The organism is Commensalibacter intestini A911, from assembly GCF_000231445.1.
In the GTDB taxonomy this organism is placed as follows: Bacteria; Pseudomonadota; Alphaproteobacteria; order Acetobacterales; family Acetobacteraceae; genus Commensalibacter; species Commensalibacter intestini.
On the sequence record NZ_AGFR01000009.1, the window covers coordinates 316,363 to 342,791 of the forward strand.

General features: G+C 35.9%; 30 protein-coding genes, 2 pseudogenes and 1 riboswitch. Of the genes and pseudogenes, 14 read left to right on the top strand and 18 right to left on the bottom strand.

All coding sequences use genetic code 11. From position 1 onward, the window contains the following. Positions 1–172: 172 nt before the first annotated feature. Together CIN_RS08560 and CIN_RS08565 are read right to left on the bottom strand one after the other, a co-directional pair. Positions 173–445: a type II toxin-antitoxin system YafQ family toxin gene (locus CIN_RS08560; RefSeq protein ID WP_040364228.1), complete on the bottom strand. Its 273-nt coding sequence runs from the start codon at positions 443–445 to the stop codon at positions 173–175. A 2-nt stretch (positions 446–447) separates the two neighbouring features. Beyond that, complete coding sequence (locus CIN_RS08565) at positions 448–687, bottom strand: addiction module antitoxin (RefSeq protein ID WP_008854687.1); 240 nt, start codon at positions 685–687, stop codon at positions 448–450. 187 nt (positions 688–874) lie between these two features. Between CIN_RS08565 and CIN_RS08570 the strand changes: the two genes are divergently transcribed. Beyond that, positions 875–1,129, top strand: coding sequence for a type II toxin-antitoxin system RelB/DinJ family antitoxin (locus CIN_RS08570; RefSeq protein ID WP_040364229.1), 255 nt, complete (start codon positions 875–877; stop codon positions 1,127–1,129). Then, positions 1,119–1,415, top strand: a complete 297-nt coding sequence (locus CIN_RS08575) for a type II toxin-antitoxin system RelE family toxin (protein WP_008854689.1) — start codon at positions 1,119–1,121, stop codon at positions 1,413–1,415. Before CIN_RS08570 ends, CIN_RS08575 begins: the two co-directional genes overlap by 11 nt. A 152-nt stretch (positions 1,416–1,567) precedes the next feature. Here CIN_RS08575 and CIN_RS08580 read toward each other — a convergent pair whose 3' ends face one another. Together CIN_RS08580 and CIN_RS08585 are read right to left on the bottom strand one after the other, a co-directional pair. Continuing rightward, the gene (locus tag CIN_RS08580; protein ID WP_008854690.1) at positions 1,568–2,224 is read right to left on the bottom strand and encodes a hypothetical protein; all 657 of its coding nucleotides are present in this window, start codon (positions 2,222–2,224) and stop codon (positions 1,568–1,570) included. Next, complete coding sequence (locus CIN_RS08585; RefSeq protein ID WP_040364230.1) at positions 2,214–2,564, bottom strand: class I SAM-dependent methyltransferase; 351 nt, start codon at positions 2,562–2,564, stop codon at positions 2,214–2,216. Before CIN_RS08585 ends, CIN_RS08580 begins: the two co-directional genes overlap by 11 nt. Positions 2,565–2,956: 392 nt before the next feature. Here CIN_RS08585 and CIN_RS08590 point away from each other — a divergent pair, with 392 nt between their 5' ends. Further along, entirely contained in the window at positions 2,957–3,340 is a 384-nt protein-coding gene (locus CIN_RS08590) for a hypothetical protein (protein ID WP_008854691.1), read from the top strand. Between the two features lie 283 nt (positions 3,341–3,623). Here CIN_RS08590 and CIN_RS12090 read toward each other — a convergent pair whose 3' ends face one another. From CIN_RS12090 to CIN_RS08605, 4 genes and pseudogenes are all read right to left on the bottom strand, one after another. Next, complete coding sequence (locus CIN_RS12090) at positions 3,624–4,067, bottom strand: hypothetical protein (RefSeq protein ID WP_008854692.1); 444 nt, start codon at positions 4,065–4,067, stop codon at positions 3,624–3,626. Positions 4,068–4,076: 9 nt separating this feature from the next. Next, positions 4,077–4,406: pseudogene (locus CIN_RS12225) on the bottom strand (nuclease-related domain-containing protein); the annotation flags it as partial. Between the two features lie 35 nt (positions 4,407–4,441). Continuing rightward, positions 4,442–4,732 carry an addiction module antidote protein gene (locus CIN_RS08600; RefSeq protein WP_008854693.1) on the bottom strand — a complete coding sequence of 97 codons (291 nt, stop codon included), beginning with the start codon at positions 4,730–4,732 and terminating at the stop codon, positions 4,442–4,444. A gap of 102 nt (positions 4,733–4,834) precedes the next feature. After that, positions 4,835–5,035, bottom strand: a complete 201-nt coding sequence (locus CIN_RS08605) for a type II toxin-antitoxin system RelE/ParE family toxin (RefSeq protein ID WP_008854694.1) — start codon at positions 5,033–5,035, stop codon at positions 4,835–4,837. A gap of 1,013 nt (positions 5,036–6,048) precedes the next feature. On the opposite strand from CIN_RS08605, the gene CIN_RS08610 reads away from it, so the two are divergent. The 3 genes from CIN_RS08610 to CIN_RS08620 all read left to right on the top strand — a co-directional run bounded on the left by CIN_RS08610 (position 6,049) and on the right by CIN_RS08620 (position 7,859). Then, positions 6,049–6,348, top strand: a complete 300-nt coding sequence (locus CIN_RS08610; protein WP_008854695.1) for a hypothetical protein — start codon at positions 6,049–6,051, stop codon at positions 6,346–6,348. A gap of 126 nt (positions 6,349–6,474) precedes the next feature. Next, on the top strand, positions 6,475–6,735 hold the full coding sequence (locus CIN_RS08615) for a hypothetical protein (protein WP_008854696.1): 261 nt from the start codon (positions 6,475–6,477) through the stop codon (positions 6,733–6,735). Between the two features lie 77 nt (positions 6,736–6,812). Next, positions 6,813–7,859, top strand: a complete 1,047-nt coding sequence (locus tag CIN_RS08620) for a hypothetical protein (protein ID WP_040364231.1) — start codon at positions 6,813–6,815, stop codon at positions 7,857–7,859. On the opposite strand, the gene CIN_RS08625 is transcribed toward CIN_RS08620, so the two are convergent. The 5 genes from CIN_RS08625 to CIN_RS08645 form a co-directional block, all read right to left on the bottom strand. Then, positions 7,856–8,524 carry an RluA family pseudouridine synthase gene (locus CIN_RS08625; RefSeq protein WP_008854698.1) on the bottom strand — a complete coding sequence of 223 codons (669 nt, stop codon included), beginning with the start codon at positions 8,522–8,524 and terminating at the stop codon, positions 7,856–7,858. The genes CIN_RS08620 and CIN_RS08625 overlap by 4 nt on opposite strands. After that, the gene (locus tag CIN_RS08630; protein WP_008854699.1) at positions 8,517–11,222 is read right to left on the bottom strand and encodes a DNA translocase FtsK; all 2,706 of its coding nucleotides are present in this window, start codon (positions 11,220–11,222) and stop codon (positions 8,517–8,519) included. The genes CIN_RS08625 and CIN_RS08630 overlap by 8 nt, the downstream gene beginning before the upstream one ends. A 63-nt stretch (positions 11,223–11,285) precedes the next feature. Then, complete coding sequence (gene rsmD, locus CIN_RS08635; protein WP_008854700.1) at positions 11,286–11,852, bottom strand: 16S rRNA (guanine(966)-N(2))-methyltransferase RsmD; 567 nt, start codon at positions 11,850–11,852, stop codon at positions 11,286–11,288. Between the two features lie 3 nt (positions 11,853–11,855). After that, positions 11,856–12,632: a pseudouridine synthase gene (locus tag CIN_RS08640; protein ID WP_008854701.1), complete on the bottom strand. Its 777-nt coding sequence runs from the start codon at positions 12,630–12,632 to the stop codon at positions 11,856–11,858. Next, the gene (locus CIN_RS08645) at positions 12,616–13,359 is read right to left on the bottom strand and encodes a gamma-glutamyl-gamma-aminobutyrate hydrolase family protein (RefSeq protein WP_008854702.1); all 744 of its coding nucleotides are present in this window, start codon (positions 13,357–13,359) and stop codon (positions 12,616–12,618) included. The genes CIN_RS08640 and CIN_RS08645 overlap by 17 nt, the downstream gene beginning before the upstream one ends. Before the next feature lie 221 nt (positions 13,360–13,580). Here CIN_RS08645 and CIN_RS08650 point away from each other — a divergent pair, with 221 nt between their 5' ends. From CIN_RS08650 to crcB, 3 genes are all read left to right on the top strand, one after another. Further along, a complete protein-coding gene (locus CIN_RS08650) occupies positions 13,581–14,024 on the top strand; it encodes a nucleoside deaminase (RefSeq protein ID WP_008854703.1) in 444 nt (147 codons plus the stop codon). Between the two features lie 70 nt (positions 14,025–14,094). Beyond that, complete coding sequence (locus CIN_RS08655; protein WP_008854704.1) at positions 14,095–15,654, top strand: Do family serine endopeptidase; 1,560 nt, start codon at positions 14,095–14,097, stop codon at positions 15,652–15,654. 122 nt (positions 15,655–15,776) lie between these two features. After that, positions 15,777–15,844, top strand: a riboswitch (Fluoride riboswitch). A gap of 65 nt (positions 15,845–15,909) precedes the next feature. Continuing rightward, positions 15,910–16,284, top strand: a complete 375-nt coding sequence (crcB, locus tag CIN_RS08660) for a fluoride efflux transporter CrcB (RefSeq protein ID WP_040364233.1) — start codon at positions 15,910–15,912, stop codon at positions 16,282–16,284. Between the two features lie 69 nt (positions 16,285–16,353). Here the strand turns inward: crcB and CIN_RS08665 are convergent, their stop codons facing one another. Then, positions 16,354–17,139: a helix-turn-helix domain-containing protein gene (locus CIN_RS08665; protein ID WP_008854706.1), complete on the bottom strand. Its 786-nt coding sequence runs from the start codon at positions 17,137–17,139 to the stop codon at positions 16,354–16,356. Between the two features lie 246 nt (positions 17,140–17,385). On the opposite strand from CIN_RS08665, the pseudogene alaE reads away from it, so the two are divergent. From alaE to CIN_RS08680, 3 genes and pseudogenes are all read left to right on the top strand, one after another. After that, positions 17,386–17,696, top strand: a pseudogene (alaE, locus tag CIN_RS08670) (L-alanine exporter AlaE). A gap of 379 nt (positions 17,697–18,075) precedes the next feature. Next, entirely contained in the window at positions 18,076–18,522 is a 447-nt protein-coding gene (locus CIN_RS08675) for an META domain-containing protein (RefSeq protein ID WP_008854708.1), read from the top strand. Between the two features lie 59 nt (positions 18,523–18,581). Then, entirely contained in the window at positions 18,582–19,319 is a 738-nt protein-coding gene (locus tag CIN_RS08680; RefSeq protein ID WP_008854709.1) for a dienelactone hydrolase family protein, read from the top strand. A gap of 49 nt (positions 19,320–19,368) precedes the next feature. Here the strand turns inward: CIN_RS08680 and CIN_RS08685 are convergent, their stop codons facing one another. Further along, positions 19,369–19,626, bottom strand: a complete 258-nt coding sequence (locus tag CIN_RS08685) for a DUF3297 family protein (RefSeq protein ID WP_008854710.1) — start codon at positions 19,624–19,626, stop codon at positions 19,369–19,371. A 278-nt stretch (positions 19,627–19,904) separates the two neighbouring features. Between CIN_RS08685 and CIN_RS08690 the strand changes: the two genes are divergently transcribed. Continuing rightward, the gene (locus CIN_RS08690; RefSeq protein ID WP_008854712.1) at positions 19,905–23,345 is read left to right on the top strand and encodes a S41 family peptidase; all 3,441 of its coding nucleotides are present in this window, start codon (positions 19,905–19,907) and stop codon (positions 23,343–23,345) included. A 766-nt stretch (positions 23,346–24,111) separates the two neighbouring features. Here the strand turns inward: CIN_RS08690 and CIN_RS08695 are convergent. Then, positions 24,112–24,474 carry a hypothetical protein gene (locus CIN_RS08695; RefSeq protein WP_008854713.1) on the bottom strand — a complete coding sequence of 121 codons (363 nt, stop codon included), beginning with the start codon at positions 24,472–24,474 and terminating at the stop codon, positions 24,112–24,114. A gap of 110 nt (positions 24,475–24,584) precedes the next feature. On the opposite strand from CIN_RS08695, the gene CIN_RS08700 reads away from it, so the two are divergent. Beyond that, positions 24,585–25,055 (top strand): copper resistance protein CopC, encoded by a 471-nt coding sequence (locus CIN_RS08700; RefSeq protein WP_008854714.1) that lies wholly within the window; start codon positions 24,585–24,587, stop codon positions 25,053–25,055. On the opposite strand, the gene ccmB is transcribed toward CIN_RS08700, so the two are convergent. Beyond that, positions 24,971–25,636 (bottom strand): heme exporter protein CcmB, encoded by a 666-nt coding sequence (ccmB, locus tag CIN_RS11740; RefSeq protein WP_083813378.1) that lies wholly within the window; start codon positions 25,634–25,636, stop codon positions 24,971–24,973. The two genes, CIN_RS08700 and ccmB, sit on opposite strands and share 85 nt — an antisense overlap. 1 nt (position 25,637) lies before the next feature. Then, positions 25,638–26,279 (bottom strand): heme ABC exporter ATP-binding protein CcmA, encoded by a 642-nt coding sequence (gene ccmA, locus CIN_RS08705; protein ID WP_170314054.1) that lies wholly within the window; start codon positions 26,277–26,279, stop codon positions 25,638–25,640. Positions 26,280–26,429 lie beyond the last annotated feature (150 nt).

Sequence of the window (26,429 nt, forward strand, 5' to 3'; positions counted from 1 at the left end):
CTTTTAAATTTAAGATGTTTACCTATTAATATGTATGCTTAAATAAATCAACTTAAATAAATACGATTTCCAATGATTTTTGTATTTATGGAAATGTATTGTTTTGAGTGTAATCTAGTAAATACATAATCATAACCAAAACTTATGTCCTATCGCAATTAGGATGATAGAATTAACCAAATAAATCTGAATGTGTGCCTGTGCGTTCAAAATGCACTGTAACTTCATCTGGACAATAATAAATCAATAACCAGTCTGGCTCTATATGTAATTCTCTATGAGGTTTCCATACACCTTTTAAGGGATGGTCTTTTAACGCAAAAGGTAATGGCATATCATTCACGATAAGCTCTATTACTGCTTTCATCTTTTTCATATTTCTTCCGCGCTTTTCGCATCTTCGAATATCTTTTTTAAATAAATTCGAAAATTTAATATTACGCATCCTCAGATACCTAGCTGCTTATACAAATCATTGATATCTTTTGCTGTATGTAAATCTTCTCCACGTTCTGACTTACGCATTGTTTCAAGCGTTAGTTCATTAGGTTCTCTATTTTTAGAAATATATTCTCTCATTAACTCTCTAATCACTTGAGCTGCTGGTCTATCATTACGCGCTGCAATAGTTTTAAAATTTTCTTTTAATTCTGCTTCAACTTTAAATGTCATAACATCTGTTTTCATAGCCTAACTCCTTTACATTACAAAGAAATTATAAACACCATATAAAGTAATGTAAAGGTAATACTTTCTATTTAAAATAACAATTAAATACGAAATACTTTATTAAACTCATATAATAAAATATTGCACTACATTTGTAATTACATTATAATTTATCTATTATAACTTGATATGAAGGTAATAAATAATGAGCACTATTCAAATTAGAGTGGATGAAAACTTAAAAAAAGATGCTTATAAAGCTTTTGATAATTTGAATTTATCCCCCTCAGATGCATTAAGATTATTCTTACGTTATGTTGCTGAAAATAAAAAATTACCTTTTTCTGAAGTATCAGTGATGGTTAGTGATAATGATCGAGATGATGATATTTTAACAATTGTCCGCGAACGTCTACATAATCCTGCAAAACGTATCAGGGTTCATTTAGATGATCTTTAATATTGACTTTGATGAAAGAGCTCTAAAAGAATGGTATAAGCTCGATAAATCTATTCAATTACAATTCAAAAAGAAGTTAAAGCAACTACAAAGTAATCCTCATATTGAATCTGCCCGCTTACATGGAGACCTAGCTAACTGTTATAAAATTAAATTAAGATCTTCTGGTTTTAGATTAGTTTATCAAGTCATTGATAAAGAAATTGTAATTTTAGTTATTGCCGTAGGAAAACGTGAAGATAAAAAAGTTTATGGAACAGCTAATACTCGATTAAATAATAAATGAGTATTAGCTAAAAGCTCATACAATACTCAGAATTTACGTAAACTAGTTTAATGAAATAGTTTATAAACGAAATCCTATTTTTAATTAAATAAATCTGCAAACTCTATGAGAAAGGAGTTTGCAGATACTAATTTAGCAAATAGATTTTAGATTTAAGCCAGTTTTTTATTATTCTCTTCTAACTGATCGAGAATATAAGAGTGATCTGACAAGATATCCAAGGTAAGTAAATTATGTTTATCAGAACGGCACTTTAATTGAGTTAATGGCAAGAATGCTTTTCCTTTTGTCCAACGACAAGGAATAGTTTCTTTGACATCCCATCCCAACAAATGATCCGCGTCTAAATGCGTTGTAATTGGATGTTTTTTACCGTTTCTTTGTAAAGTCACCTCTCCGACTAGAACCCCTAAATAACGGCGATCATCAACAAAAGATCCAATCACATCACAAGGGCGACTGGTTTTAGAGAGTATCCAAACTGCACTAACGTTATTCGGAATGAGAAAGCTTAGTTTCTTATCTGTAGAAGATGATTCTTTATGAATAACTTCGCCTTTATCCGTCATTAAACAAAGATCTGGATCTTGTGTCAGTTCAAAGGATTGCTCTTTCTTTAAACATCCATTCACATGCGCGCGTTGTAAAAGATAATGATAAATCCGTTCAACAATAGAGCGTTCTGTTATCAAAGGTGCAATTGCATCACTCTGCCAAGTCTTCGTTCTATCTCCTGAAAGTTTAATAACTTTATGATCTAAATTAAACTGATGACGATTACCTGTATCCAAGTAACTTTCAGTTAACATTCCATCCAATTAACAACTTTGAATCTTTTTTAGAGACTTTATATATGACTTCTATCGTTTTTCTCTGATCTTCAATAGAATTAATTCCCCAACCAAAAACCCCGTTTAATAATATAATATCAAAATAATTTGGTTCAAAATAACGATCCAGTTCTAAAGCTGATCCTATAACATGGTATCCATCTTTTTTATTTATGGGATTAAATCCATAAACAGAATTTTTCTTATTAATGTCTATCGTATAAACTTTATCTCCAATATTTCCTATATTTACCGCATCAAATTTACTGCAAGATTCATTACCAATAACCAGTATATTTAGTTGTTTTTGATTAAACAAAATATTTTGATGCCTTATTGAAGTTAATATATTATTTTTTACAAATTTTCTTACATTACCGTGTTGAAGAGAAAACCCTACTAATTCTTCTCCAATATGCCCTGGTATTCTTTTCCCTATTTTTTTATAAATTTATAAAATATATTTTGTTCCGTTTAAAAGTCATTCAATCGATCTTGTTGCAAGCTAGTGGCGTATCAGAACAGCCATCTAAGAGTGGCAATATTAATAATCCTGCTAAATATTTTAATTTCCATAGCAACTTTATTATCCCAAACTCTAATCCTTATAATTATACATCAATATAGATTCTATTTTGATATTTTATTAAATAAATTAAAATAGAATCTAATTTGATTATTTGTTATTTTACTAGGATTGGAACTCTATTAATGACCTATAAGAAAGCTCTTTTTAGTTTAGCCGTTGCTTCTTTGTTGATCTCTTCTTCTTGCTTAGCTGCTGGAAGTAATCCTTTATATTCTTGTAAGGATGTTACTGCTTTGTCTAAGAAAAATAATCAAAGTAAGTCAAACTTTGTTTTTCATACGATGCCTAATTATGTAGGTGATAATGAAGTATGGAAAAATAATGTTGAAGCTAAGTTTGCTTGGATTAATAAAAATTATCCTGAGAAAGGTAATTTATTAATTTACCATGTTCTGAATTCAGTATGTAAAAGTCTTCCAGCAAATTATGATAAAACAGAACATCCTATAGAAGATATGTATTTATTTGCTGTTAATTGGAGTTTTAAATATTTAGAAACAAGATAGTGAATAGCTCATTGGATTTTCGTCTTCATCTAACTTAAATGAAACAGTGCTAGGGTTTTCTCATACACTCACATAAATGCTCTACAATCCGATTCTAGTGGGGTTAATTTTGTCTTGTAGGGTTTAAAGAAGAGTATTTTATCGTACTCTAAGGCAATCTTAGTGGCATTAACATTCGTGTTTAAAGTTTATAGGTTTGTAACCTTCCAACCCTCTTTAAAGCATCTTATTGAAAATGATTAACTTTTTAATAAAAAATCCCTTATGAATAGGGGGTTTTTGTTTATTCATTCTTATCCATATAAATTTTATTCATTTTAAATTGATTAATGAAATCAATATGATTTTCTATTGGTTTATTAATTTCGTTTGTTGGTTTGCTATTGTTTTTTACGATTTGGTATAATTGAGCAAGTGTTATTTCTTTATCAATCCATTGTTGTAAACATGGTTTTGCTAAATTAAATAACTTTCTAGCTTTTTTAGCTGATGGTAATAAGTTTTTAAATATGAATTGATCTAAACTTTTATTAAAATGATTTAAATTCTCATAATTTACATAATCTAAATTGTTTTTGTTGATTTCATATTCATTGTGAATAGCGATGTCATGAAAGCCAATAATATTCCTATCTCTGATTTGAGAAGCAAATTTATATTCATGTGATGGATAGATTTGGTGATGGGTATCGTGTGTTATAACCCCAGATAACCTAAATATATTCATTATAAAATGATGTTTTCTAGCAATTAAGATAGGAATAGTGTTTGTATCTATAGCTTTTTGAAGAAGCTTTAAAAATTCTGAATTGTTTGGATAAATCCAGTTTCTAATATTTTTGCATTCAATGATTAAAGTGTCGTTACCTGTTTCTAGAATAAAATCAACTTTACCTCTGGTTTTAATATCATTGATTATTTGTTTAGGTTCTGTTTTTTTAGCTATTTTATAATCATAGTTAGCATAATTTTTAAATTTTCCTTGTAGCTTATAGTTATGATTAGCAGCTAATTGATTTAAACGTTCAAAGACAGGTATCTCTAAAGCGTAGTCAAATAAATATATACGTCTGTTACAAACATAAAGAAAACTTAGGTAATTTAAACTGGGCTAAGAGTAATTTTAAATCCTAGTGAATTTACGACCTGATTAACTGTATCAAAACGTGGTGAAGCACCCTTACGTAAAGCTTTATAAAGTGCGGGACGTTGAATTGTGGTATTTTTAGCTATTTCAGACATTCCCTCTGACTTTGCAATAACACCTAAAGCATAAGCAAGTTCTGATGGGTCGTTCTCTTCAATAACCATATTTAAATAAATAAGAATATCTTCTTTCGTTTTAAGCTGATCTGCCATATCAAAATTAGGTAATTCTGCTATTTTAATCATATTATTTATTCCTCTATCGTTTTCGCTAATTGAATAGCTATTCGAATATCTCTTTGTTGCGTTGATTTATTACCGCCACCTAACATAACAATCACAACATCATTATGTTTCATGTAATATAATCTCCAACCAGCCCCAAAAAAACTCCCTCATTTCCCAAACATCATCTTGCAAATGCTTTACATCACCAAAAACACCACGCTGTACTTTTGATAATCTTAGAGCCAACCGAAGACGAACAGTTTTATCTTTGATATTTGAAAACCATTTGTCAAACTCAGGTAAGCGTTTAACCTCAACCATAACGACCTTAAATCATATTAACTTACCAGACATTGTAATCGAAAGAAGACAAAATAACAAGATTGTATTTATTTACATATTAATTATTGAAAGAAAAAGATTTATAAGGATAAAAGTAATATTAAGTATGTGATACATTCTGAAACTCAAACAATACGTAGAATTTATACAAACTCATAGAATGAATTTGGCATATATCCTCTTTAAATATCCAATTAGATTCAATCATCTTTTGGAAAATTCGGTTAATGTATGACTATGATGCTGTAATCTTTCTTGTATTTTAAGCTTACGGTTTGCTCGAAAATAATTAAGCAAAAATTATATTTTAAAACCTCTATTAATTTTCTTTTCTCTTGATATAGGCACTGTTGTTTGATCATTTAATAGAGATATTTTTTGTTTTCTGTGTTTGATATTCTAATATTTTTGCCTATTAATTCATTTTTTATATTAAGTAGGTCTTTTGCTTCTTTGCCTCTTTTGGTTATTAATTCAACACCATTCTTACTTTCAAATTGAATTAATAATTCTTTTTCTTTTGCTTTAGTTTCTACAGATATAATTCTACCAAATTCAAATAACTTATCTATAGTCAGTTTAATTTCAAAAGGATCACTATCAACCTTAATAATCGTTGAAGAACCATCTTTATTTTTTTTATTTTAACCAATTTTGTTTTATCAATATGTAAGCGTTTATGATTTTTAAAATCGTAAGAAGTTTTGCCAATGGTTACATGAACATGATTATTATCTGTGTTATCATGGAGCACAAAATATTTTTGATTGTGTGGGAACAGTTCTTTTATAGTATTTCGAACTGCTTTAAGTATATATCTTTATCTATATTTTCAGACATTGAAAATACAAGACAGTAAGTGGCTTTTGAATTTTTTCTGTTTTCTAAAAACTCATCATCAAGACAGTCTTGAACGTCTTCTTTTGTAATTTCTCTACCATCTTCATTATATATAATTCTTGTATCTTTCTGTAAGTCATAGTCAAGATAATATGGGTATTTGTATAGCGCCTGCTAATCCAAGCAATTATAAAACGATTTTTACTGGCTATGCGACTTTATCAACCGATAATCCCAATTCTATTGGAAACCTTGCCTATTTAACAGGGGCAGTTTTTTATCGTTATCCTAACCCAAATATGCTGGGAAAGAAGTGGGTTTATGAAGATAATGGTGGATATAATCCTACGTGTGCAGTAGAACCCAATACACCTTATCCTACTAAGGATAATTATGATATTTGTGTTGTAGCACCTAATTTGCGTGTTATGTATCGTGGTAAACAATTATAATGTTTTTATTATGAAGATAAATATAGCGGTTGCATATTACAGATCAAAATAAAGCTTGCTTCAAGGATAGATCCCCCATCTATCCTTTTTTTATTTCTGACGGTAATAAATGGTACGAATTCTGTTGTGATTAATAACAAGAATGGCAGCCTGAACCTAAATGGTGCACAAATTACGAATAATAATTCTGATGGTAAGGCCAGCGATAGTTCGATTACGATTAATACGGGTAATTTAAACATTACTACCCCACAAAACACGTCGAAATATGATGGTGATACATACAGCGTGAATGCATCTGGCTCATTACCATTGGTTTCTGCGGGTTTTGGTAGCAACCCAAATCCAGAGATTCCATATACTCAAGGCACCTTGGGGGGGAATTAAGGATATTCATAATAATTACAAATCAACGGAACAAACCATGTCTGGACTTTACGCGGGTAAAGGTGGCTTGGATGTAAATGTTTCTGGGACAACGACCCTGGATAGGGGGTGCGATTACCAGTGCAGCGGATGCGGATAAAAACCAAATTACCACGGGTAATTTAGTTGCCAATTCATTGGATAACCATTCCGTGTGGAGTGGCTTGAACGTGAATGGTTCTACCACGGGGACAAGTCAATATACAGTGGCTGGCCCCGCAACAGAGGCAAAGGATCATACATTATTACCAGGGAATGTTTTAAACAGTGCGTCTGCTCTGGGGGTCAAAGGAAACGTGGTAACTAATGATCAACACTCAACAACAGATTCTGTGATTACCAGTAATGTTACGGTGAATACTGGCTCTACAACAGGTAAAGTTGCGAACACGCTGGAAACAGGCAGCGGATATCTTGAAAATAATTTTGATGCAAATCAAATGCAAAATAACTTTAGCAAGCAAGATAACTTGACCCAGCAATTAACAAAAATTGGGGATAATATTACCACCGTTGTGGTTTCTCAAATTGATAAAAAAACTCCAGGGGATGTTGCTGGGGATACGGCAACGGGCAATATGGTTGTTTCTGGAATTGCATCGGTAGGTGGTGCAGCACTTGGCAAAGGTGACGTTGGTGCGACGGCTGCGGGTGTTGTGGCGGGTGACCTTGCTAATAGTTGGGCAACAGATGCCAGCAAACAAATCGCCGATAAAATCTCCCCAGATCAGAAAAATCCTAGCGATCCTAATAATGGTGGGGCTATAAATAATCAGGGGGAGAAAAATACTAATATTCAAGGAGATATTACACCTAATAATAATGCACAAAATGAGCAGAATAATAATAAACAAACCTATGATACGACAACGGATATGAATAAGGTTGTTTCTAGTATTTCGCATGATTTGATTGTTGGTGGTTTGGGTGCATTGTCTGGTATAGTTACTGGGAGCGGGAATATTGGTCTTGATGCGACGGCTGGTGGATTAACGTCGTTGCAACAGCCTGTTCCGAAAGCTGAAAAACCAAAAGATCAAAAGAAAGATCATTTGAAGGATAGATATTTCATCTATTTTTATTAATTATTGATTTTTTTTAATATAAAAAGCATATGTTCAGGAGGCTCAGAGACTGCTGACAGGGGAGGGGATAAAGGTAGTGATATTTGACGACTAAAGAGGTGCAAATGAGGTTCTTGATTGTTCTTAGGATTATAGATTGTATCCCCGATAATAGGGTGCCCTAAGATTGCGCAATGCGCTCTAGCTTGGTGTGTCCGTCCCGTTAAGAGTTGCAGTTCAAGGCAGCTAATGTCACCATTTGATCCTAATAATTTCCATTTTGTCGAAGCTGCTTGCCCTTTTGGATCTTGCTGCATTGACCATTGTTTATCTTTGGTGACTTTTAAAAGCGGTGCATTAATATGACCGCTATTTTCGCTAGGCTTTCCTTTGACAATAGCCCAGTAGATTTTAGTTACTTGTTTTTTCTCAAAGCAACTTTGAGCATTGATGAGTGCTTGTTTGCGAAGGGCAATTACTAAACACCCTGCAGTATCTTGATCTAATCGATGAACTAACCAAGGGCCATCTTTTCGTTTGGATAAAAGAGGGAAATAATCCTCAACGGATTTTTGTGTAGAATGCCTATTTGTATAAACAGGCATTCCAGCAGGTTTGTTAATAATGATAAAGTGATTATCTTGAAATAAAATTGGAAAAGGAAGTTCAGTTAAAGAGTTATTCATCGGAAGCTCTGTTGACTAAGATTTCCCTTTTTCCAACATGGTTGGCAGGGCTGACGATACGTTCTTTTTCCATTTGCTCAATGATTTTTGCCGCGCGATTATAACCGATGGATAAATGACGTTGAATAAAAGAGGTAGAGGCTTTTCCTTCTTTGACAACTAAAGCAATGGCTTGGTTGTAAAGCTCGTCATTATTATTGTTACCACGACCACTCCCTGTATTTGTATTTTCTTCTACAGGTTCAGCAGTGACATCTTCAACATAAATAGGTTCACCTTGTTGGCGTAAATGTTGAACAACTTTATCGACTTCATCATCAGAAACAAAAGGCCCGTGAATACGTTTGATACGCCCACCGGCTTGCATAAATAACATATCCCCTTGGCCAAGAAGTTGTTCAGCACCTTGTTCACCCAAAATAGTTCTACTATCGAATTTACTAATCACTTGGAAAGAAATACGGGTTGGGAAATTCGCTTTAATGGTGCCTGTAATCACGTCAACAGATGGGCGTTGGGTAGCCATAATAACGTGAATACCAGCAGCACGAGCCATTTGTGCCAAGCGTTGAACGGCAGCTTCGATTTCTTTACCCGCAACCATCATCAGGTCAGCCATTTCATCGATAATGACAACAATATATGGGAAATGTTCCAATGGAATTTGTTGTTCTTCGAAAGTGGGTCTACCTGTTTCTGGATCAAATCCCGTTTGTACACGACGAGTCATGATTTTGCTTTGATTGCGTGCGTTGGTAATGCGTTGGTTGTACCCGTCAATATTTCGAACACCCAGTTGAGACATTAACCGATAACGACGCTCCATTTCTCTAACCGCCCATTTGAGTGCGGATAATGCTTTATGAGGGTCGGTAACTACGGGGGTTAAAAGATGTGGAATACCTTCATAAACAGAAAGCTCTAACATTTTAGGATCAATTAAAATTAATCGACATTCATCAGGAGACAGGCGATAGAGTAAGGATAAAATCATGGAGTTGACCCCCACGGACTTTCCTGAGCCTGTTGTTCCAGCGATTAATAGATGCGGCATTTTAGCGAGGTTTGCGTAAATCGGTTCGCCGAAAATATTTTTACCCAAAGCGAGGCAAAGTCTAGACGTATGCCTATGCCATGCTTCTGTGGTTAACATTTCAGAGAAATAAACCATTTCTCTTGTATTATTTGGAACTTCAATTCCGATAATATTGCGTCCAGGAACCGTTGCAATACGTACAGAAATAACAGCTAACGAACGAGCAATATCATCTGATAAGCCAATAACTCGGGCAGAGCGAATTCCCGGTGCGGGTTCTAATTCATATAAAGTGACAACAGGACCACAAAGAATTTCACCAATGGTTCCTTTGACGCCATAATCATCTAAAATATTTTCTAACATACGAGCATTTGCTTGTAACATTTGCTCGCTAGGTCTGTTGTTATTGCCTTCTGGGTTTTCTCTTAATAAAGAAATTGGAGGAAATGACCAAGAGTTTTCGTTGGCGTAAGGTTCATGTTGTTTATAAGGATCAGCAGCCTGCAACGTTTCTTTGATTGGTGCAATATGCTCGTTTACAATATGTTCTTTAATCGGTGATAAATGTTCTTTGATTGGTTTGTTTAAAAAAGAAAAGATTCCTTTTGCTTTTGGAGGCTCAACTTGTTCGGGTTCTTGGTAATGTGAAGTGTCTTCATGATATTGTTCTGCGTGTGTTGGTACTGCTGTTGGCGCAGGGAGCTGTTGTTGTGCTGGAGGCGCAGAGGAGTAAGAAGATTGTTTTGCGTTTTTATCAGGCACATTTTGCGGATCAAAGATTGGAGTATTATCAGGTGCTAGTGAGCTGGCATTCTGCTTTCTTTGTGCTGTAGCAGGATAAGGATTTTGCGTGGATGCTCGGATCGACTCTTGATAAGAAGGAGGCGTATAGTCATCTTCAAACGCTGTTGTTTTCGGGTTTGATTTAAATGGTGTTCTATCATATGAACGCACAGGCGCTGAAGAATTACTGTTGGTATATTGATCAGGTTCAGCGACAGCTTTTTTTCTTTTAAAGATCAGGTAAGTAATGATTCCAAAAATTCTATTGAAGAATTTTAAAATACGATACCATTCTTGTTTGGATAATCCCATTGATAAGGGAACTAATAACAAGCATAAGATAATTCCCAAAGACCAAATGAGAATTTTACCAGAAAGCCCTAGGGCATCATGAGCAGCAGTAAAAGAAGTTTGGGCGATAACAAAGCCAACCGAACCACCGACACCAGATTCACTTGGCCATTCTGGAGAGAAATTATTAGAGATAAAAAGAGGAATAGCAGCAATCACAGCAGCACTGACAGGGATTGCACATAACATCGTTACTATTCTTAGGATAAATCCTTTCAGATGTTGATGTCTAATGATCCGCCATCCCCATGCCATAAAAACGATAACGGGAAAAAAGCTGGCGATACCTACCCATTGAATTAACACATCAGATAAATACGCCCCGATATATCCCAACAAATTGGTTGGAGGCTGGGTCGAAGATGTATTAAAGGAAGGATCTGAAGGGTTATAGCTGATTAACGCTAAAGTTAATAACAAAGCAAATACCCACAGAATCCAACCACTAAGCTGCATCATTCGTTTTCCAAATGCAGATTGTAATTCAGAAGAAATAATCTTTTCTGTTTTATTATGGCCGATCACAATGATTATCCGTTTGTTTATAGAATGGTAAGAAGAGGGAGGGTATCGATAGTAACAATATGTTTACTCTATCATATTGCTATTTTTCCAGAACTTTAAATGTGCAGCACCTATTTTTCTCTCATTAATCAAAGAGAAAGATGGGTTAAGTTGTATTTCTTCATCGACAGCAGTTTCTGTAACGATCAAAGCGTCTGCTGATATCCATTGATTTTTTTGTAATTGTTCTAACGCAATAGGGATCAGTTTGTGATGATAGGGGGGGTCAAAGAAAATAAGATTGCAAAAACAATTGCTTAATGGAGGCATTATAACGTCTTTATATAGGATGCTGATAGAATTTGCACGGCAAAGCTGTATATTTTTTTCTAAAACTTGCCGAGTTTGTATATTTTTTTCAAAGAAATAAGCCTTTTGGGCGCCTCTAGATAATGCTTCGAGGCCTAAAGCACCCGTTCCAGCAAAGGCGTCAAGAACAATTGCGCTTTCTATAAAGGCCTTGCCAGCCCAAGGGGCATGTAACAAGATATCAAACAATGTTTGGCGTGCACGATCCAAGGTTGGACGTGTTTCTTTCCCCATAGGGGCATATAGAGTCGTGCCTTTATAGTTTCCTGCAATGATACGCATATCTTACTTTTTCTTATGCTCAGCGGAAGGTAAACCGATTTGTTCTTTGATAACTTTAAAGGTAACCTCTTCAAGTGCACCTTTGGGTAGCGCACCGAGTTGGAATGGCCCGTATGCAATGCGGATCAATCGATTAACTTGTAAATTAATATGCTGCATGACGCGTCTAATTTCACGATTACGCCCTTCTTGTAAGGAAACGGTTAACCAGGTGTTATTGCCTTTTTGAGAATCAATTTTTACATCAATAGGCGCATAATGGATACCTTCGACGGTGATTCCTTTTTTTAGTCTATTAAAATCTTCTGGGTTAATCGTGCCAAAGACTCGAACGCGATAGCGTCTTGTCCATTGACTGCTGGGCATTTCCAGCTTTCTAGCCAAGGCACCATCATTGGTGAGGAGTAATAGACCCTCACTATTTAAATCTAAACGACCAACGCTGATAACCCGAGGCATTGCTTCGGGCATTGCTTCAAAAACGGTTTTACGTCCTTCTGGGTCTTTGTGTGTGGTGATAAGCCCTATGGGTTTATGATATCGCCATAAACGGGTTCGATCAGGTGCAGAGATTACTTTCCCTTCAACTCTGATGATGTCGTGTTCTTGCACAAATGTTGCAGGTTGTTTGATGACTTCATTATTTAAAGAGATTTTACCATCTTGAATCATAGTCTCAGCTTCACGACGAGACGCAACTCCTGCCCTTGCCAACCATTTGGCAATACGCTCTCCTTTAACAGAAGGTTGAGAATCGTTATCATTATTTGTGTTGTGCATAGAGTTTCGCCTTGGCAATTAAAGCAGAAAAAATTTTACGATCCGGATATTCAATTCCGAATTCAGGGTGCCACTGTACACCAACAAAGAAATTCCGTGAAGGATCTTCAATCGCTTCGATGATATTATCCTCGGCAATGGCACTGATAATGCCACGCCCTGGAGATTTTATGGCCTGATGATGGGAGGAGTTAACTGCCCAACTGGTTCTTTGGCTGAGTGTTGATAAAATTGTATTGGGTTGTATGTTAATGCTATGACTTCCTTGATGTGGGGGGCAGTCTTGTTCATGAGGTAGAGCATCAGGAACATCATCAGGAAGATGTTGATAGAGTTCTCCCCCCAAAAATACAGCCATTAATTGAGCGCCACCACAGATGCCTAATACAGGTATATTTCTTTCCCAAGCAGCTTTTACAAGGGTCCATTCGAATTCTGTGCGTGTTGCATTAAGTTTGACCGCAGGGTGTATTTCTGTTGCACCATAAAGTGATGGATGAATATCAAAATTTCCACTGCTAATCACTAATCCGTCTAGTTTGTCTAAGATTGCATGAATATTTTTTGCATTTAGTGGAGAGAGCCCAATAGGAATACCTCCGGCCTCTATGGTCACGGTTGTATAGTTTTTCCGTAAGGCAAGCCATGGATAGGCAGAATATTCAGTGGAAGATCCATTGAATACATCAAGTGTAATACCAATCATCGGCAAGGAGAGCATTGTCATGAATATAAAAAATTTATGTTATAGGTTATAGATACGTATTCTTTTCTATTAAGAAGAACGGTTATATTTGTCAAAGTCTCTTTAGTGTCGAGTAAAAGAATACATCTATTTTATTCCTGAAAATAAGATATTATTACTTTCGAATAGGATATGAAGGTTAGGTTATATTATACTTATTTAAGGATATATGATTGCAAAAGAAAGCAAATTCTTTTTGGAAGATGGATATTGCGCTGAATTTAGCAAACTGTGCTTTTGATGCAGGTGAAGTTCCTGTTGGGGCATTGGTGATCTCTCCTGAAGGTCAGATTGTTTCTGAAGCGTTTAATCAAGTTGAGAAATTACAAAATCCTACAGCACATGCAGAAATATTGGCATTAGAAAAGGCTTGTGCATTATTAAGTAGAAAACGTTTGGTAGGATATACCTTAGTTGTTACGTTAGAGCCTTGCCCAATGTGTGCAGCTGCTGCGATGCATTATCGTATTGATCGTATTGTGTTTGGAGCGTATGACCCAAAAGGTGGTGGTGTAGAGCACGGAGCTTGTATTTTTTCTCATCGGCAGTCGTTGCATCGTCCAGAAATTATCGGTGGAGTACAAGAGCAAGAGAGTCAAATCTTGTTAAAAAATTTTTTCCAACAAATGAGATCGACTTCTTGTTAATTTTTGCCATAATTACCAATCATAGTAGAGCCAACTATTCATTATTATGAATTTAAACAATAGGTGTTGAATGATTAACTTTTTAAATAAAGACCAATTTGTTAAAGCATTTTCTCAATTCACCCCATATATTAGACAAGGGATGATGGCTTCTTTGCTGATTGGCAGCTCTATTTCTTTTGGTGGGGTTTATTCCGCAAATGCGGCTGGTGTATTAACTGAACATGCAGGGGCGATTAAGCCGGTTACCTCGACTCAAAATCTACCTAATTTTGTTGATTTAGTGAAGCAAGTGCGACCAGCAGTCGTTTCTATTTCATCAAAAATAACCGTTGGTGGAGACGATCAAACAATCAGTGGCTTCCCTGATAATGGTAATTTTTCAGGTGGTGGGAATGGTGGATTTCCAGCACCGTTTCCTTTTCCAATGTTTCCTCAACAAATGCAAAAACAAGTTGTAGAAGCTCGTGGGTCTGGGTTTATTATTTCTCCTGATGGGTATGTAGTTACTAATAATCACGTTGTTAAAGATTCAAAGAAAATTACAGTTTCTTTAGAGGATGGTTCGAAATATCAAGCAACAGTGGTTGGGTTAGATCCAAAAACGGATTTAGCTTTATTAAAAATTAAATCTGATAAACCCTTCCCATTTATTCAATTGGGAGATTCGAATGGTGTTGAACCAGGAGAATGGGTGATTGCAGTTGGCGACCCATATGGTCTAGGTGGCACGGTAACAGCTGGGATTGTGTCTGCTCGTGGTCGAGATATTGGCGATGGCCCGTATGATTCTTTTATTCAGATTGATGCGCCGATTAATCGTGGGAACTCCGGAGGGCCTTTATTCTCTCAGGATGGTAAAGTTATTGGCGTAAATACCGCTATTTTATCTCCATCAGGGGGATCCATTGGAATTGGATTTGCTATTCCATCAAACACCGTAAAAAATATTATTGGGCAATTAGAAAAAAGTGGTCATGTGACCAGAGGTTATTTAGGCGTTGCAGCACAATCTGTAACATCTTCTATGGTAAAAGCGTTAAAACTTCCAGAGCCTGAACATGGTATGCAACCACAAGGTGCTTTGGTAGCGTCTATTTCTCCGGATAGTCCTGCAGAAAAAGCTGGAGTTATGGTAGGGGATGTGATTTTAAGTTTAGATGGCCAAGTTGTGAAAGATCCTCGTGAACTTGCCGTGCGTGTGGCTGGAATTGCGCCAGGGACAGATATCAAGTTAACCGTGTTACGAGATGGGGTTAAAAAAGATCTAACGGCTAAGGTTGCGAATCTGAGTGACGATAAACAAGATAATAAAGCTGTTATTAAAAAAACAAGTAATCTTGGGCTTGCTTTATCACCGTTAACGCCTGACTTAAGACAACAAATTGGTGTTGATGATAGTGTTAAAGGCGTTGTGATTAGTGGGATTAAAAGTAATTCACCTGCTGATCGTTCTGGATTGCAGCCTGGAGACGTGATTGTGTCTGTTGATAATCATCCCGTTGATAATCCTAATGCAGTAACAGATGCCATTCGTAATGTTCTGAAAAAAGATACAGATGTTTTATTAAGAATATTAAGAGGCAATCAGTCTTTATTTATATCAGTTAGCACAAATGATGCTGAATAAATTTATTTATCAGTAGTTGTTAGATATTCTACAAAAGTCAGGTGATTTCAAACCTGACTTTTTTATTGTTGGTATGAATATACAAATTGACAGTGTATTAAAGCTGGATTAACAATAATAAATAAAGTTTAGGAGATGATATCCTCCTTGTAAACCGCCGCATTTTGCGGATGATGATATCTACGCGGAGCCAGTATGTACGGGGCGCGTAGATCTGTACCTATCTGGCATATTATTTGTATAAGGATAGGGTAAATGTTTAATTCAATTATGATGGTCAGTGTTGGTGGAACGCTTGGTTGCTTGCTTCGGTGGTGGCTAGGAATGTCTTTAAATTCTTTGTTCCCCTATATGCCTTTGGGAACATTAGCTGCCAATTGTATTGCAGGATATTTAATTGGAATTGCCGTAGCTATTTTTGTGTTAATTCCAGCGTTAGTGCCATGGCGGTTATTTATTATTACGGGATTCCTTGGTGGTCTTTCTACGTTTTCAAGTTTTTCTGCAGAAGTTGTTTTATCAATGCAAGAAGGCCGTTTTATGTGGGCTGGAATAACTATCTTAACCCATGTCTGTGCGTCGATTATCTTAACAATTTTAGGAATAATGACCGTTTATTCTTTGCGATAACCGGATCGTAAATGGGGTGATCAATAAGGTTTGTAATAGTTTAATCTGTCTATGAATGGCTAAGGTATTTTATAATTTTTGTCTTGGTGTTCGTCCTGTAATTTTTTGGAACATTGTAATGAAGGCTGATGCACTACTATAGCCGAGTTCATAGGCAACAACCTCTACTTTATATCCTTGATCTAATAAATGCATTGCTTGAACAATTTTAAAGCGTCGGCGCCATTCGGTGAATGGCATTCCCAGCTCATGGTGACTTTTTCGGTTTAATGTCCGAACAGTGATACCTGCTTTTTGAGCTAAGATTTGGATAGGTGTGTTATCTTCTGGGGTGGCTTCTATAAATTCTAGAAGATGGCGTAGCGTCATATCGTTTGATGATGGTAGAAAGTCACTATGTATTTTCATCTGTTTTAATTGATCGATAAAGACCACTAAAAGTCTTTGTATTTCATCAGAAACCAGCATGGTTTGTGGAAGAGATTTTAAGTATTTTAAGATAGATCGGGAGAGTTCATTGGTTTCAAGTGTGCATGGAATAGTTGGAAGGCCCATGCAAAAATCTGGCATGATATGAACAGAGCAAGAGCTGGTGATATAACGACTTAGGCATTCATGGTCAACCATAGGAGGAATCCATACGCCATAATTCATTGGGGCAATGAGGTGGTTGGATTCAACGTTTACTTCGAGGCTGCCATCAAAAGTAAAGACAAATTCTCCTGATTTATGGTGTAGGACAGAGTAAGTGGAGTTGGCAGGCATATCCGATGTTCTGAACCAACAAGGATATAAAAAATCATCAGAAAAATAAGAAGAAAGTAATAGAGGTTTATTTTTTACATTGGTGGTCATCTTCTGTCCTAATTAAACAATAAATTGTCCATCCTTCATTATACTGATTGGCGAGAAAACGGGCATAATATCCTTAAGTTTTATTAGATGATGATTAGAGGATAATATGCATTTCATTTTAAATAATTTTATTAGTAACCACCACTATTCTTTTGTAAAAAAATATTAAAAGGAATTAAATCAGATCCATTTAGGTTAATCGTTGCAGATATGGTGGCAATGGTTATTTTTTGTACTATTACCAATATGTTTATTGAAATTTTAATTTCTAAGATGACTTTTGGACAATCATTTTATGCTCGATTAATTGCGGTTCCAGTGAATGCGTTGATTGCTAAACCTTATGGTAGTTATAGAGACTTTCTTTTACACAGAGTTCCCTTGAGTAAAACGAACGCTGTTGTGAATATCATGTTTAATGTTTTTGCCTATGTCACCTTATTAACACCTATTATATATTAATTATTCTCTATGCAGGGGCTAATATGCATCAAGTAATTACTGCTGCGGCTGGTAATGTTGTTTTATCTATTTGCACAGGTGGTATTTATGGGTAATTTTTAGATTATTGCAGAAGGCTTTTTCATATTTTTTTATGAATAGACAGTTTTATCTTTGTGGCTAGATTATAAGAAGAAATGATTTTAATAGTAATGACATCAAATAATCGTTATTTAATCAAAATTAATTTGATATTAAAATGAGCAATGTTAATGTGAATATGCAATGAAATCATAAGAACTTAATTTTTTCAAAAGTTTTATAAATTTTTTATTGCTATATTTTAGTATCATAAGGATAAAATTATGCTAAAAGAATTAACAAAGTATGAGATTTTTCTTTCATAAATTTCATTGTAAACTTTTATCAGATGATCTTTATAGAATTATTAAAATATGAGAGTATGATCCTTTTTATAAATTAGGATCGGTTGGAATGATTAAAAATCTGTTTGCATGGATCGTCGGTATTCAAATGGTTCTTGGCAGTGGTTTGGCTTTTGCACAGGTGGTAGAAAAACAATCTCCATTTGATGAATCTGTATGGCGTGTTGAATCTCTGCAAGGTCAGAAAAAAACGCTTCAAACCTATCAAGGGGAAAAGAATTATGCATCTATTTCCTTTAATCCTTACAGTCATAAAGTGACTGGGCGTGGTTTGTGTAATAAATTTCTCGGAAAATTTAGCCAAGGTAAAAATACAGTTACCATTCAGGATATTGTGACAACGAATGAAACTTGTTTATCAAATGATGTCAATGCACAGGATGCGCGTTTTTTCAGTTATTTGAAATCTATTAAATCTTATTCAATCCATGGCAAAGTTTTAAAGTTGTTAGACGCACAAAATAATCCATTGATTATTGCTCGTTGGGCTAGGTAAACTCGGCTTGATATGAGCATTAGTGCTTTTCATAGAAATTGATCGGTAAAAGTAAAGTCATGATTATCCAAACGAATGAAACAATTGATCTAAAAACACCAACAGGCTTGATGCGTTGTCATATTTTTCGTCCAGTTGCTGAAGGAAAATATGCTGCAGTTATTTTTTACTCAGAAATTTATCAAGTCACGCAACCTATTCGTCGGTTAGCAGCTTATATTGCAGGACAAGGTTATATCGTGATTGTGCCAGAAGTGTATCATGAGTATGAACCTCTAGGGACTGTCTTGGAATATGATAAAGAAGGAACGGATCGCGGAAATTGCTTGAAATTTGAAAAGCCTATTTCTGCGTATGATTCAGATGCTAACACGGTGATTGAGTGGGCGAAGACCTATGAACATTGTAATGGTCATATTGGCACAATGGGTGTTTGCTTAGGTGGTCATTTGGCATTACGTGCAGCATTACATTCTGATGTCAAAGCAGCAGCTTGTTTTTATGCAACAAATGTGCATGATTCGACGTTAGGACAAGGGCAGTGTGATAATACTATTCATCGTTTGAATGAACTCAAAGGGGAGACCATGTTTGTGTTTGGCAGACAGGATCCTCATGTGCCATTTGAAGGACGTATTCAAATTCAACAAGCGTTACATAAAGCAGAAGCTTCTTATGAATGGCATGAATTTAACGCACAACATGCTTTTTTGCGTGATGAAGGTCCAAGATATGATGCGGCTTTATTTCAAACATGTATGGAACTTGTGATTCGTTTGTTTGGACGTAATTTATAGTTCAATAAAGAAAAAGCATTATATAAATTTATATAATGCTTTTAATATCTTATTTAGCTTTTTCGTCAGTATTTTCTTTGACATAAGCCTCAACAAGACCATTTAATTTCATTGTCATCGGTTTACCGTCGCGTTTTACGGTGTTTCCAACACTGACTTTTACCCATTTTTCACTGATACAATATTCAACAACATTGTCTTTTTCAACGCCTTTGAAACGAATGCCAACGCCATGGTTCAGGAGTTCTTCGTTATAATAAGGGCTGTGTGGATCTGCGGATAAACGATCGGGAAGAGTATCAGTCATGATAGAGGTTCCTTGTATGTAATCTGTATGTAGTGTTTATCTATTACAAAAAAATATCGAAACATGACAAGAGAAAACATCTTGTGTTTGTGATTTGTTCGATAACTTGGTGGAGATAATCGTTTAAACATCAACAATTCTTTCTAAAATTTGACAAATAATAGATTGAGTATTCGCCATAATGCGTGTTTTATGGATGGTGAAAGATTTAAGAAGATCGCTGTTATATAATGTGATCATAAAAATATTTAAGAGTCATTTAAGGAGAAAACATACCAATGGTTCAGATCAGTCGATGGAAAAAATTATTATTAAGCACCATGCTCGCACAGGTTGGAGCTATTGGTTATGGGATGATCTTTACCCCTGTATTGGCAGAGGAAGACAGTAAACCTGCACAAGAGGCTGTGAAATCTCCGACAAAAGAACAAGCTTTAATGCGTTATCCAACGTTACATGGGGATAAGATTGCTTTTGTTGCGCGTGGTGATGTATGGGAAGTGCCTAAAGAAGGTGGTGTTGCACGGCGTTTGACTGCGGATACGGGTGAAGATGTGATGCCTCGTTTTTCTCCTGATGGAAAGTGGTTGGCATTTACGGCGAGTTATCAAGGAAATAGAGATGTTTACGTCATGCCTGCGAATGGTGGTGAGGTTAAACGGTTAACCTATCATTCTGATGTCGTTGCCTCTGCTCCAGAGCGGTGGGGCCCTGATAATATGGTGGTGACGTGGACACCAGATTCCAAAGAAATCGTCTTTTTATCTCGCAGAAATGCGTGGAACAGTTGGATGAGCCTTCCTTTTACGGTTTCTATTGACGGAGGGTTGCCTCAGCAACTTCCATTGGATCGTTCTGGATTTATCAGTTACGGCCCTTCTGGAAAAGATATTGCTTATACTCGTATTTACCGTGATTTTCGCACATGGAAGCGTTATGATGGCGGACTGGCCCAAGATGTTTATACCTATAATTTTGATACAAAGAAACTAGAGCAAATTACGCATTGGAAAGGCACGGATACTATTCCAATGTGGTATCAGAATAGGATTTACTTCTTGTCTGATAGAGATTCAAATCGTCGTTTAAATCTGTGGGTATATGATAAAGCAACAGGTCAGACAAAAGAAGTTACCCATTTCACAGATTATGATATTGATTTCCCTTCATTGGGAGATAATGGAATTGTTTTCCAACAAGGTGGAAAACTATATCTGTTGGACTTACCATCTGAGAAGTTGCATGAGGTTTCTGTAACCGTTCCAGATGATGGCACCAGAACAATGCCTCGTTATGTGAATGTTTCTGATTCTATTCGTAAAATTGATCCTGCTCAACAACCAGATTTTACTTTATCTCCTAGTGGAAAACGAGCGGCTTTTGCTGCCAGAGGAAATATCTTTACGGTGCCTGTTGAGCATGGGGCTATTCGTAATTTAATCTACTCTAGTGATGTTGATGCTGACCATCCTGTATGGTCTCCTGATGGCAAATGGATTGCTTATACAACGGATCGTAATGGTGAACAAAATATTGCTATTCGTCCGTCTGTCGGTGGGGAAGAAAAAATCTTAACAGATTTTAAAACGGGATATTATTATGCGCCACGTTTTTCACCCAATGGTAAAAAAATAGCCTTTTCTGATGGCAATCATAATTTATGGTTAATGGATAGCAATGGCGATAATCTTAAGAAAATTGCTGTTGATGAGAATGCAGAGATTCATGATTTTAGTTTTTCCCCTGATAGCAAATGGATTGCGTATAGTTTAACTCAACCAAATCAACAACGCGCTCTGTGGGCCTATAATATTGATCAAAAAATGCCTGCAAGGTTAACGTCTGGGCAAAATAATGATTATTTACCTGTATTTTCTCCTGATGGTAAATATTTGTATTTTGCATCTAACCGTTATGAAAATACGGTGTTTGCCGATAATGAAATGAATGCGTTAACAGTTAAAAGTGCTGGGATTTATATCGCAACATTAGATAAAGATACGCCTTCACCTTTTGCTGTTCGTTCTGATGAAGGGCAATTACCACAAGAAGAAAAAGCTAAGTCAGCAGATCAAGTCAATCCAGCAGATAAAGATAAAAAAGCATCTACACCAGCAGTGAAAATTGATTTTAAGAATTTAGAACGACGGATTGTTCCTGTGCCGATGACGGGTGGTGAAATTACCGACATGCAGGCTGCGGGGGATAAGATTTATTATTTATTATCTCCACCACAAACGATGTCTGGTGAGTTCTCTGGTGAAAAACCTGCAATGCATGTTTATGATTTGAAAGAGCGTAAAGATGCCGTGATTGAGAAAGGAATTGATAATTACAGTCTCTCTTATGATGGCAGCAAGGTTCTCTATAATCAAAAAGATTCTTGGGTAGTTGCTGATGCCAAAGAAAAACATGCAGATGATAAAACCTTAGATGTTTCTTCTATGCGTACTCGCGTAGAGCCTCCCAAAGAATGGAAAGAAATGTTTGAAGATGCTTGGCGTTTACAACGTGATCTATTTGTAAACTCTCAAATGAATGGCCAAGATTGGCAAGCTGTGCATGATAAGTATGAAGCACTTATTCCTTTGGCAGGATCTCGTTCCGATGTGAATTATATTATTGGCCAAATGGTTGGTGAAATTGGAAATTCTCATACATATGTTGGTGGCGGAGATCAACAAGATCCTGTGAAAGCTGTTCCAACGGCTTTATTGGGGGTTGATTTTGCTTATGATGCACAAAAAGAGCGTTACTCATTGGCTAAAATTTATCAAGGGGATAATAGCCGTAAACAATATCGCAGTCCTTTGACCGAGCCTGGATTGAATATTCACGAAGGGGATTATTTACTTTCTGTGAATGGACAAGACGTCAAAGGAAATGTCAATCCATATCAATTCTTTGTTGGGGTTTCTAATCCTGTTCAGTTGTCTTTTGAAGACAAAGATACAGGCAAGGTCAAAACCGTTGAAGTGAATACGCTTAAAAATGAGCTTTCTTTGAAAGAAAGAGCATGGGTAGAGCATAATCGTCAGATGGTTGATCGTTTATCTCATGGTCGCATTGCTTATATTTATCTTTCCGATATGGAAGAATTAGGTATGCAGCAATTTATTCGTCAGTTCTATTCTCAGCTTGATAAAGAGGCTGTGATTATTGATGATCGTTGGAATGGTGGTGGCTTTATTGATCAAATCTTGTTGGAAAGATTACGACGGATCTTAGTTGGTATGACGACGAACCGTGAAAATATGCAAGCAACCTTGCCTCAACAATTAATTAACGGGCCTAAAGTGACCTTGATTAATCAGTATTCTGCTTCTGATGGAGATATTTTCCCTTATTACTTCCGTAAATATGGATTGGGTAAATTGATTGGTAAACGCACATGGGGTGGTGTTCGTGGTATCCGCGGATATTGGCCTTTGCGTGATGGTGGATATATTACTATTCCAGAAGAAAGCCTATATGGATTGAACTCTGAATGGATTATCGAGAATTATGGGGTTAAACCAGATATTGAAGTTGAAAATACGCCAGCAGAGTTACAAGATGGTCATGATAAACAATTGGAAACAGCGGTTGATTACTTGATGAAAGAGCTGAAAGAACATCCTGTTTCTTTACCAGCGCCTCCAAGTTGGGATACTGCTTATCCTCCTCAAGGGGAGCCTTTTGCGAAAGATGTACCAGCAACAAAGCAAGAGTCTAAATAAGAATTAATTGCTTATTAAATAAAAAAGGCACCTGAAATGAGGTGCCTTTTTTATGTATTTTTATTGTTAATAAAAAATAGATTATTTTATCTTTGTAATAGTGGAAAATATATTAACTTTTTCGTAGAGAATAATAAATTTTTATGGAAATAAATTTGGAGAACAATAATGTAAGAGTATGTATAGAACACTTGTGGTTACTATCCCATCAGATATTGGTATTATATAATACCACCTTTCGCTTTTCTTAGTTTTATCTAAGTGCGTATATATATTCTTGATTATGTATGTAACGGCTGAGATGATAGCGATAAAAAAAAGTACCATATGTTATTGTAACTAGATTATAGGATAGCGTGCTATTAATAGGTATATGCTTTATGGCACAGAACACAATCAGGATAAAAGGTATTGTCGATAAATATACGCGTAAGTTTTTATTTGTTTGCATCTTGCGTGTTACAATGAATAAGGTTACCCAAAGCAAAATCATGCATATTAAAAATAATGTTACAATATAACGTGCATCGTTTTGTGGTGTTTCTTCGACTAGGTAACAGGCTCGTTCTGTTATTATTATCATGAAAATAAATAATGTACAGATTATTGCTAGTGGGCTTTCTTGATGTGTAAGTTGATTGCTATTAGCATTAGAATGGTCCATTTTTTGTTTTATCTTTATGATTGTTAAAACGTGTGAACAATAAGATATTTTTTAAAGGTAAATGATAAAGAAATTTATCTTTATTATATAATCCCATAAATTCTATAATAACGGTAAATGCGGAACAAAAATCACATGATAACCATCTGCAAGGCTGCAATGATCTGTTTTTATACCATTTTGAATAGGGCATTGATACCAACGATGATTGGTTAAAAACATGGCAAAGCCGTCTTCTTGTTTACATTTATTGGTTAAGTCACCATTTGCAACGTTACATTTTTTATATTGATCTTTTTCTTTGACAAAATAATATCCATCAGCAGGATCGCAGTTAATCGTCGCAACTCCTTTTTGAATCCAACATCTTTTATAATTGGCATATGCAGACGAGGCCCCTATAAGGCTAGAGAAACTAACCCCGATAAGGGTCAATAAGGCGAAACGATTAATAGGCATACCCATTTATATTTCCTATATTAGGATAGAAGTAAAGAATGATATTGTTTTCGTGGAATAAGATAGCTTAGGATGCAAAAGGAATAAATTCTTTTTTATAGGTAAAGGATAAAAAAGTGCAAAAATTTTGTAAAATGACAATGATGACTTCGATGGTAATGGTTGGCATGATGGTAAGTGGTCTTTCTGCTTATGCGATTAGTGTTCAAAGCTCTATTCCAAAAGCAAACCAAACGTTACAAGCTGGTAATCAAGAAATTATGGTTAAATATGATCATGATTTTAATCAGTTTCGAAGCAGATTATTATTGGTGGGTGAAACAGGGGAGCCGATTTTAATTCCTGCAACTGTTTCTTTGGATCACACGGAGGTCAAAACAACTTATCCGCTCAAAGCTGGGAAATATCAATTACAATGGCAAATTTGGACATGGAAAGGTGAAGAGAGTTCTGGTTCAATACCGTTTAAGGTTGTTGGAACTGCAGCTGCACCTGTAGGCGATCACTCTGCTGCTAATTTAAGCCCAGCACCTGCAACGAATGGGCAGAGTGGTAATGCCAACGCAAAGCAAGCACCAAGTAATTGAAGATGAGGCATATAGTTCAGGGCATGTAACTGTGCGTCAGTAATCATAGCCCCGAAAATTAAAACAGGTGTCAGTAAAGGGAAGGTTAGTAAAGGAAGCAAAAAAGCGTTCCTTCTCGCTCCTAGAGCGATACAGGTTGCCATCCCACCTAGTAGAGATAAGCAGGCTGTACCGACCATAAGGCTTAGGATAAAGAGCGGAATAGCGTGATAAGGAAAGTTAAACATTAAAGCGAGGGGAATGCTAGCAATAAGCAGAGGGATCCCTGTTGTTAGCCAATGTCCAACCATTTTTGCGAGTGCTAAACCATAAGGGGGAAGGCCTAGCAATAAGAGTTGCTCCAAAGATCCATCTTCATATTCATGATTAAATAAACGCTCTATAGGAAGTAATGCGGCAAGTAGAACGCATACCCATAGAATTCCTGGGGCGATTTGGCGTAATAATTGAGGCTCTGGCCCCAAAGCTAGAGGAAATAAAGAGGCCGTTAGAATAAAGAATAAAATTGTGCCTAGGCTATCTGTGCTGTATCGGAGAGATAGTTGGATTTCTCGGCGAATAAAGAGGAAAAAAATACGCATTTTATAACGCTGATGCCATGGATGTCGGTGGAGTTAAATGTAGAACTTTACTATTTTGTAAAGGAAGAGGCACATGAGTTGTGGTAATGATCATACCACCTTGCTGATTGAAATTCTCAAAGATACACCCTAGCTGCTGAATAGTTTCTTGATCTAGTCCCACTGAAGGTTCGTCCAGTAACCATAATTGTGCAGGTTTCAATAAAATTCTAGCCAGAGCCGTGCGTCGTTTTTGACCTGCAGATAACATACGCGTTGGAATATCTGCCATATGGGTTAAATTAACGGTTTTTAAAGCAGCATAAAGGTCTGTTTTATAAATCTGACTAGTTAGTTGTAAATTTTCTTTGACCGTTAAAGCGGGCTTTAGAGAATCTTGATGGCTTAACCAAGCAATATTTTGGCTGTGTTCATAAGAATATTCTGCAATATTTTGGTTATTCCAAGTAATTTGACCTGCATCAACAGATCGTAATCCAGCTAAGAGGCGAAGTAATGTGCTTTTTCCTGCGCCATTAGGGCCTTTGATAATCAGAGACTCGCCAGAGGATAGAGAAAAGTTAACTTTTTTTAAAACGAGTTTTTCCCCACGAAAAGCACTGATGTTCGTCACAGATAAGAGATTATCAGATATCGGTTCCAGTGCTTTACATCCTTTTTATGCTTAGTACACACGTAAGTGAAAAAACAAAGTGGTTCTCATAATTGCTTTTATGCGATTCGAGATATAAAAACTATAAGGTAATCGAAAATTTTGATAAATAATATATTAATAGTTCAGAAATAAAATATA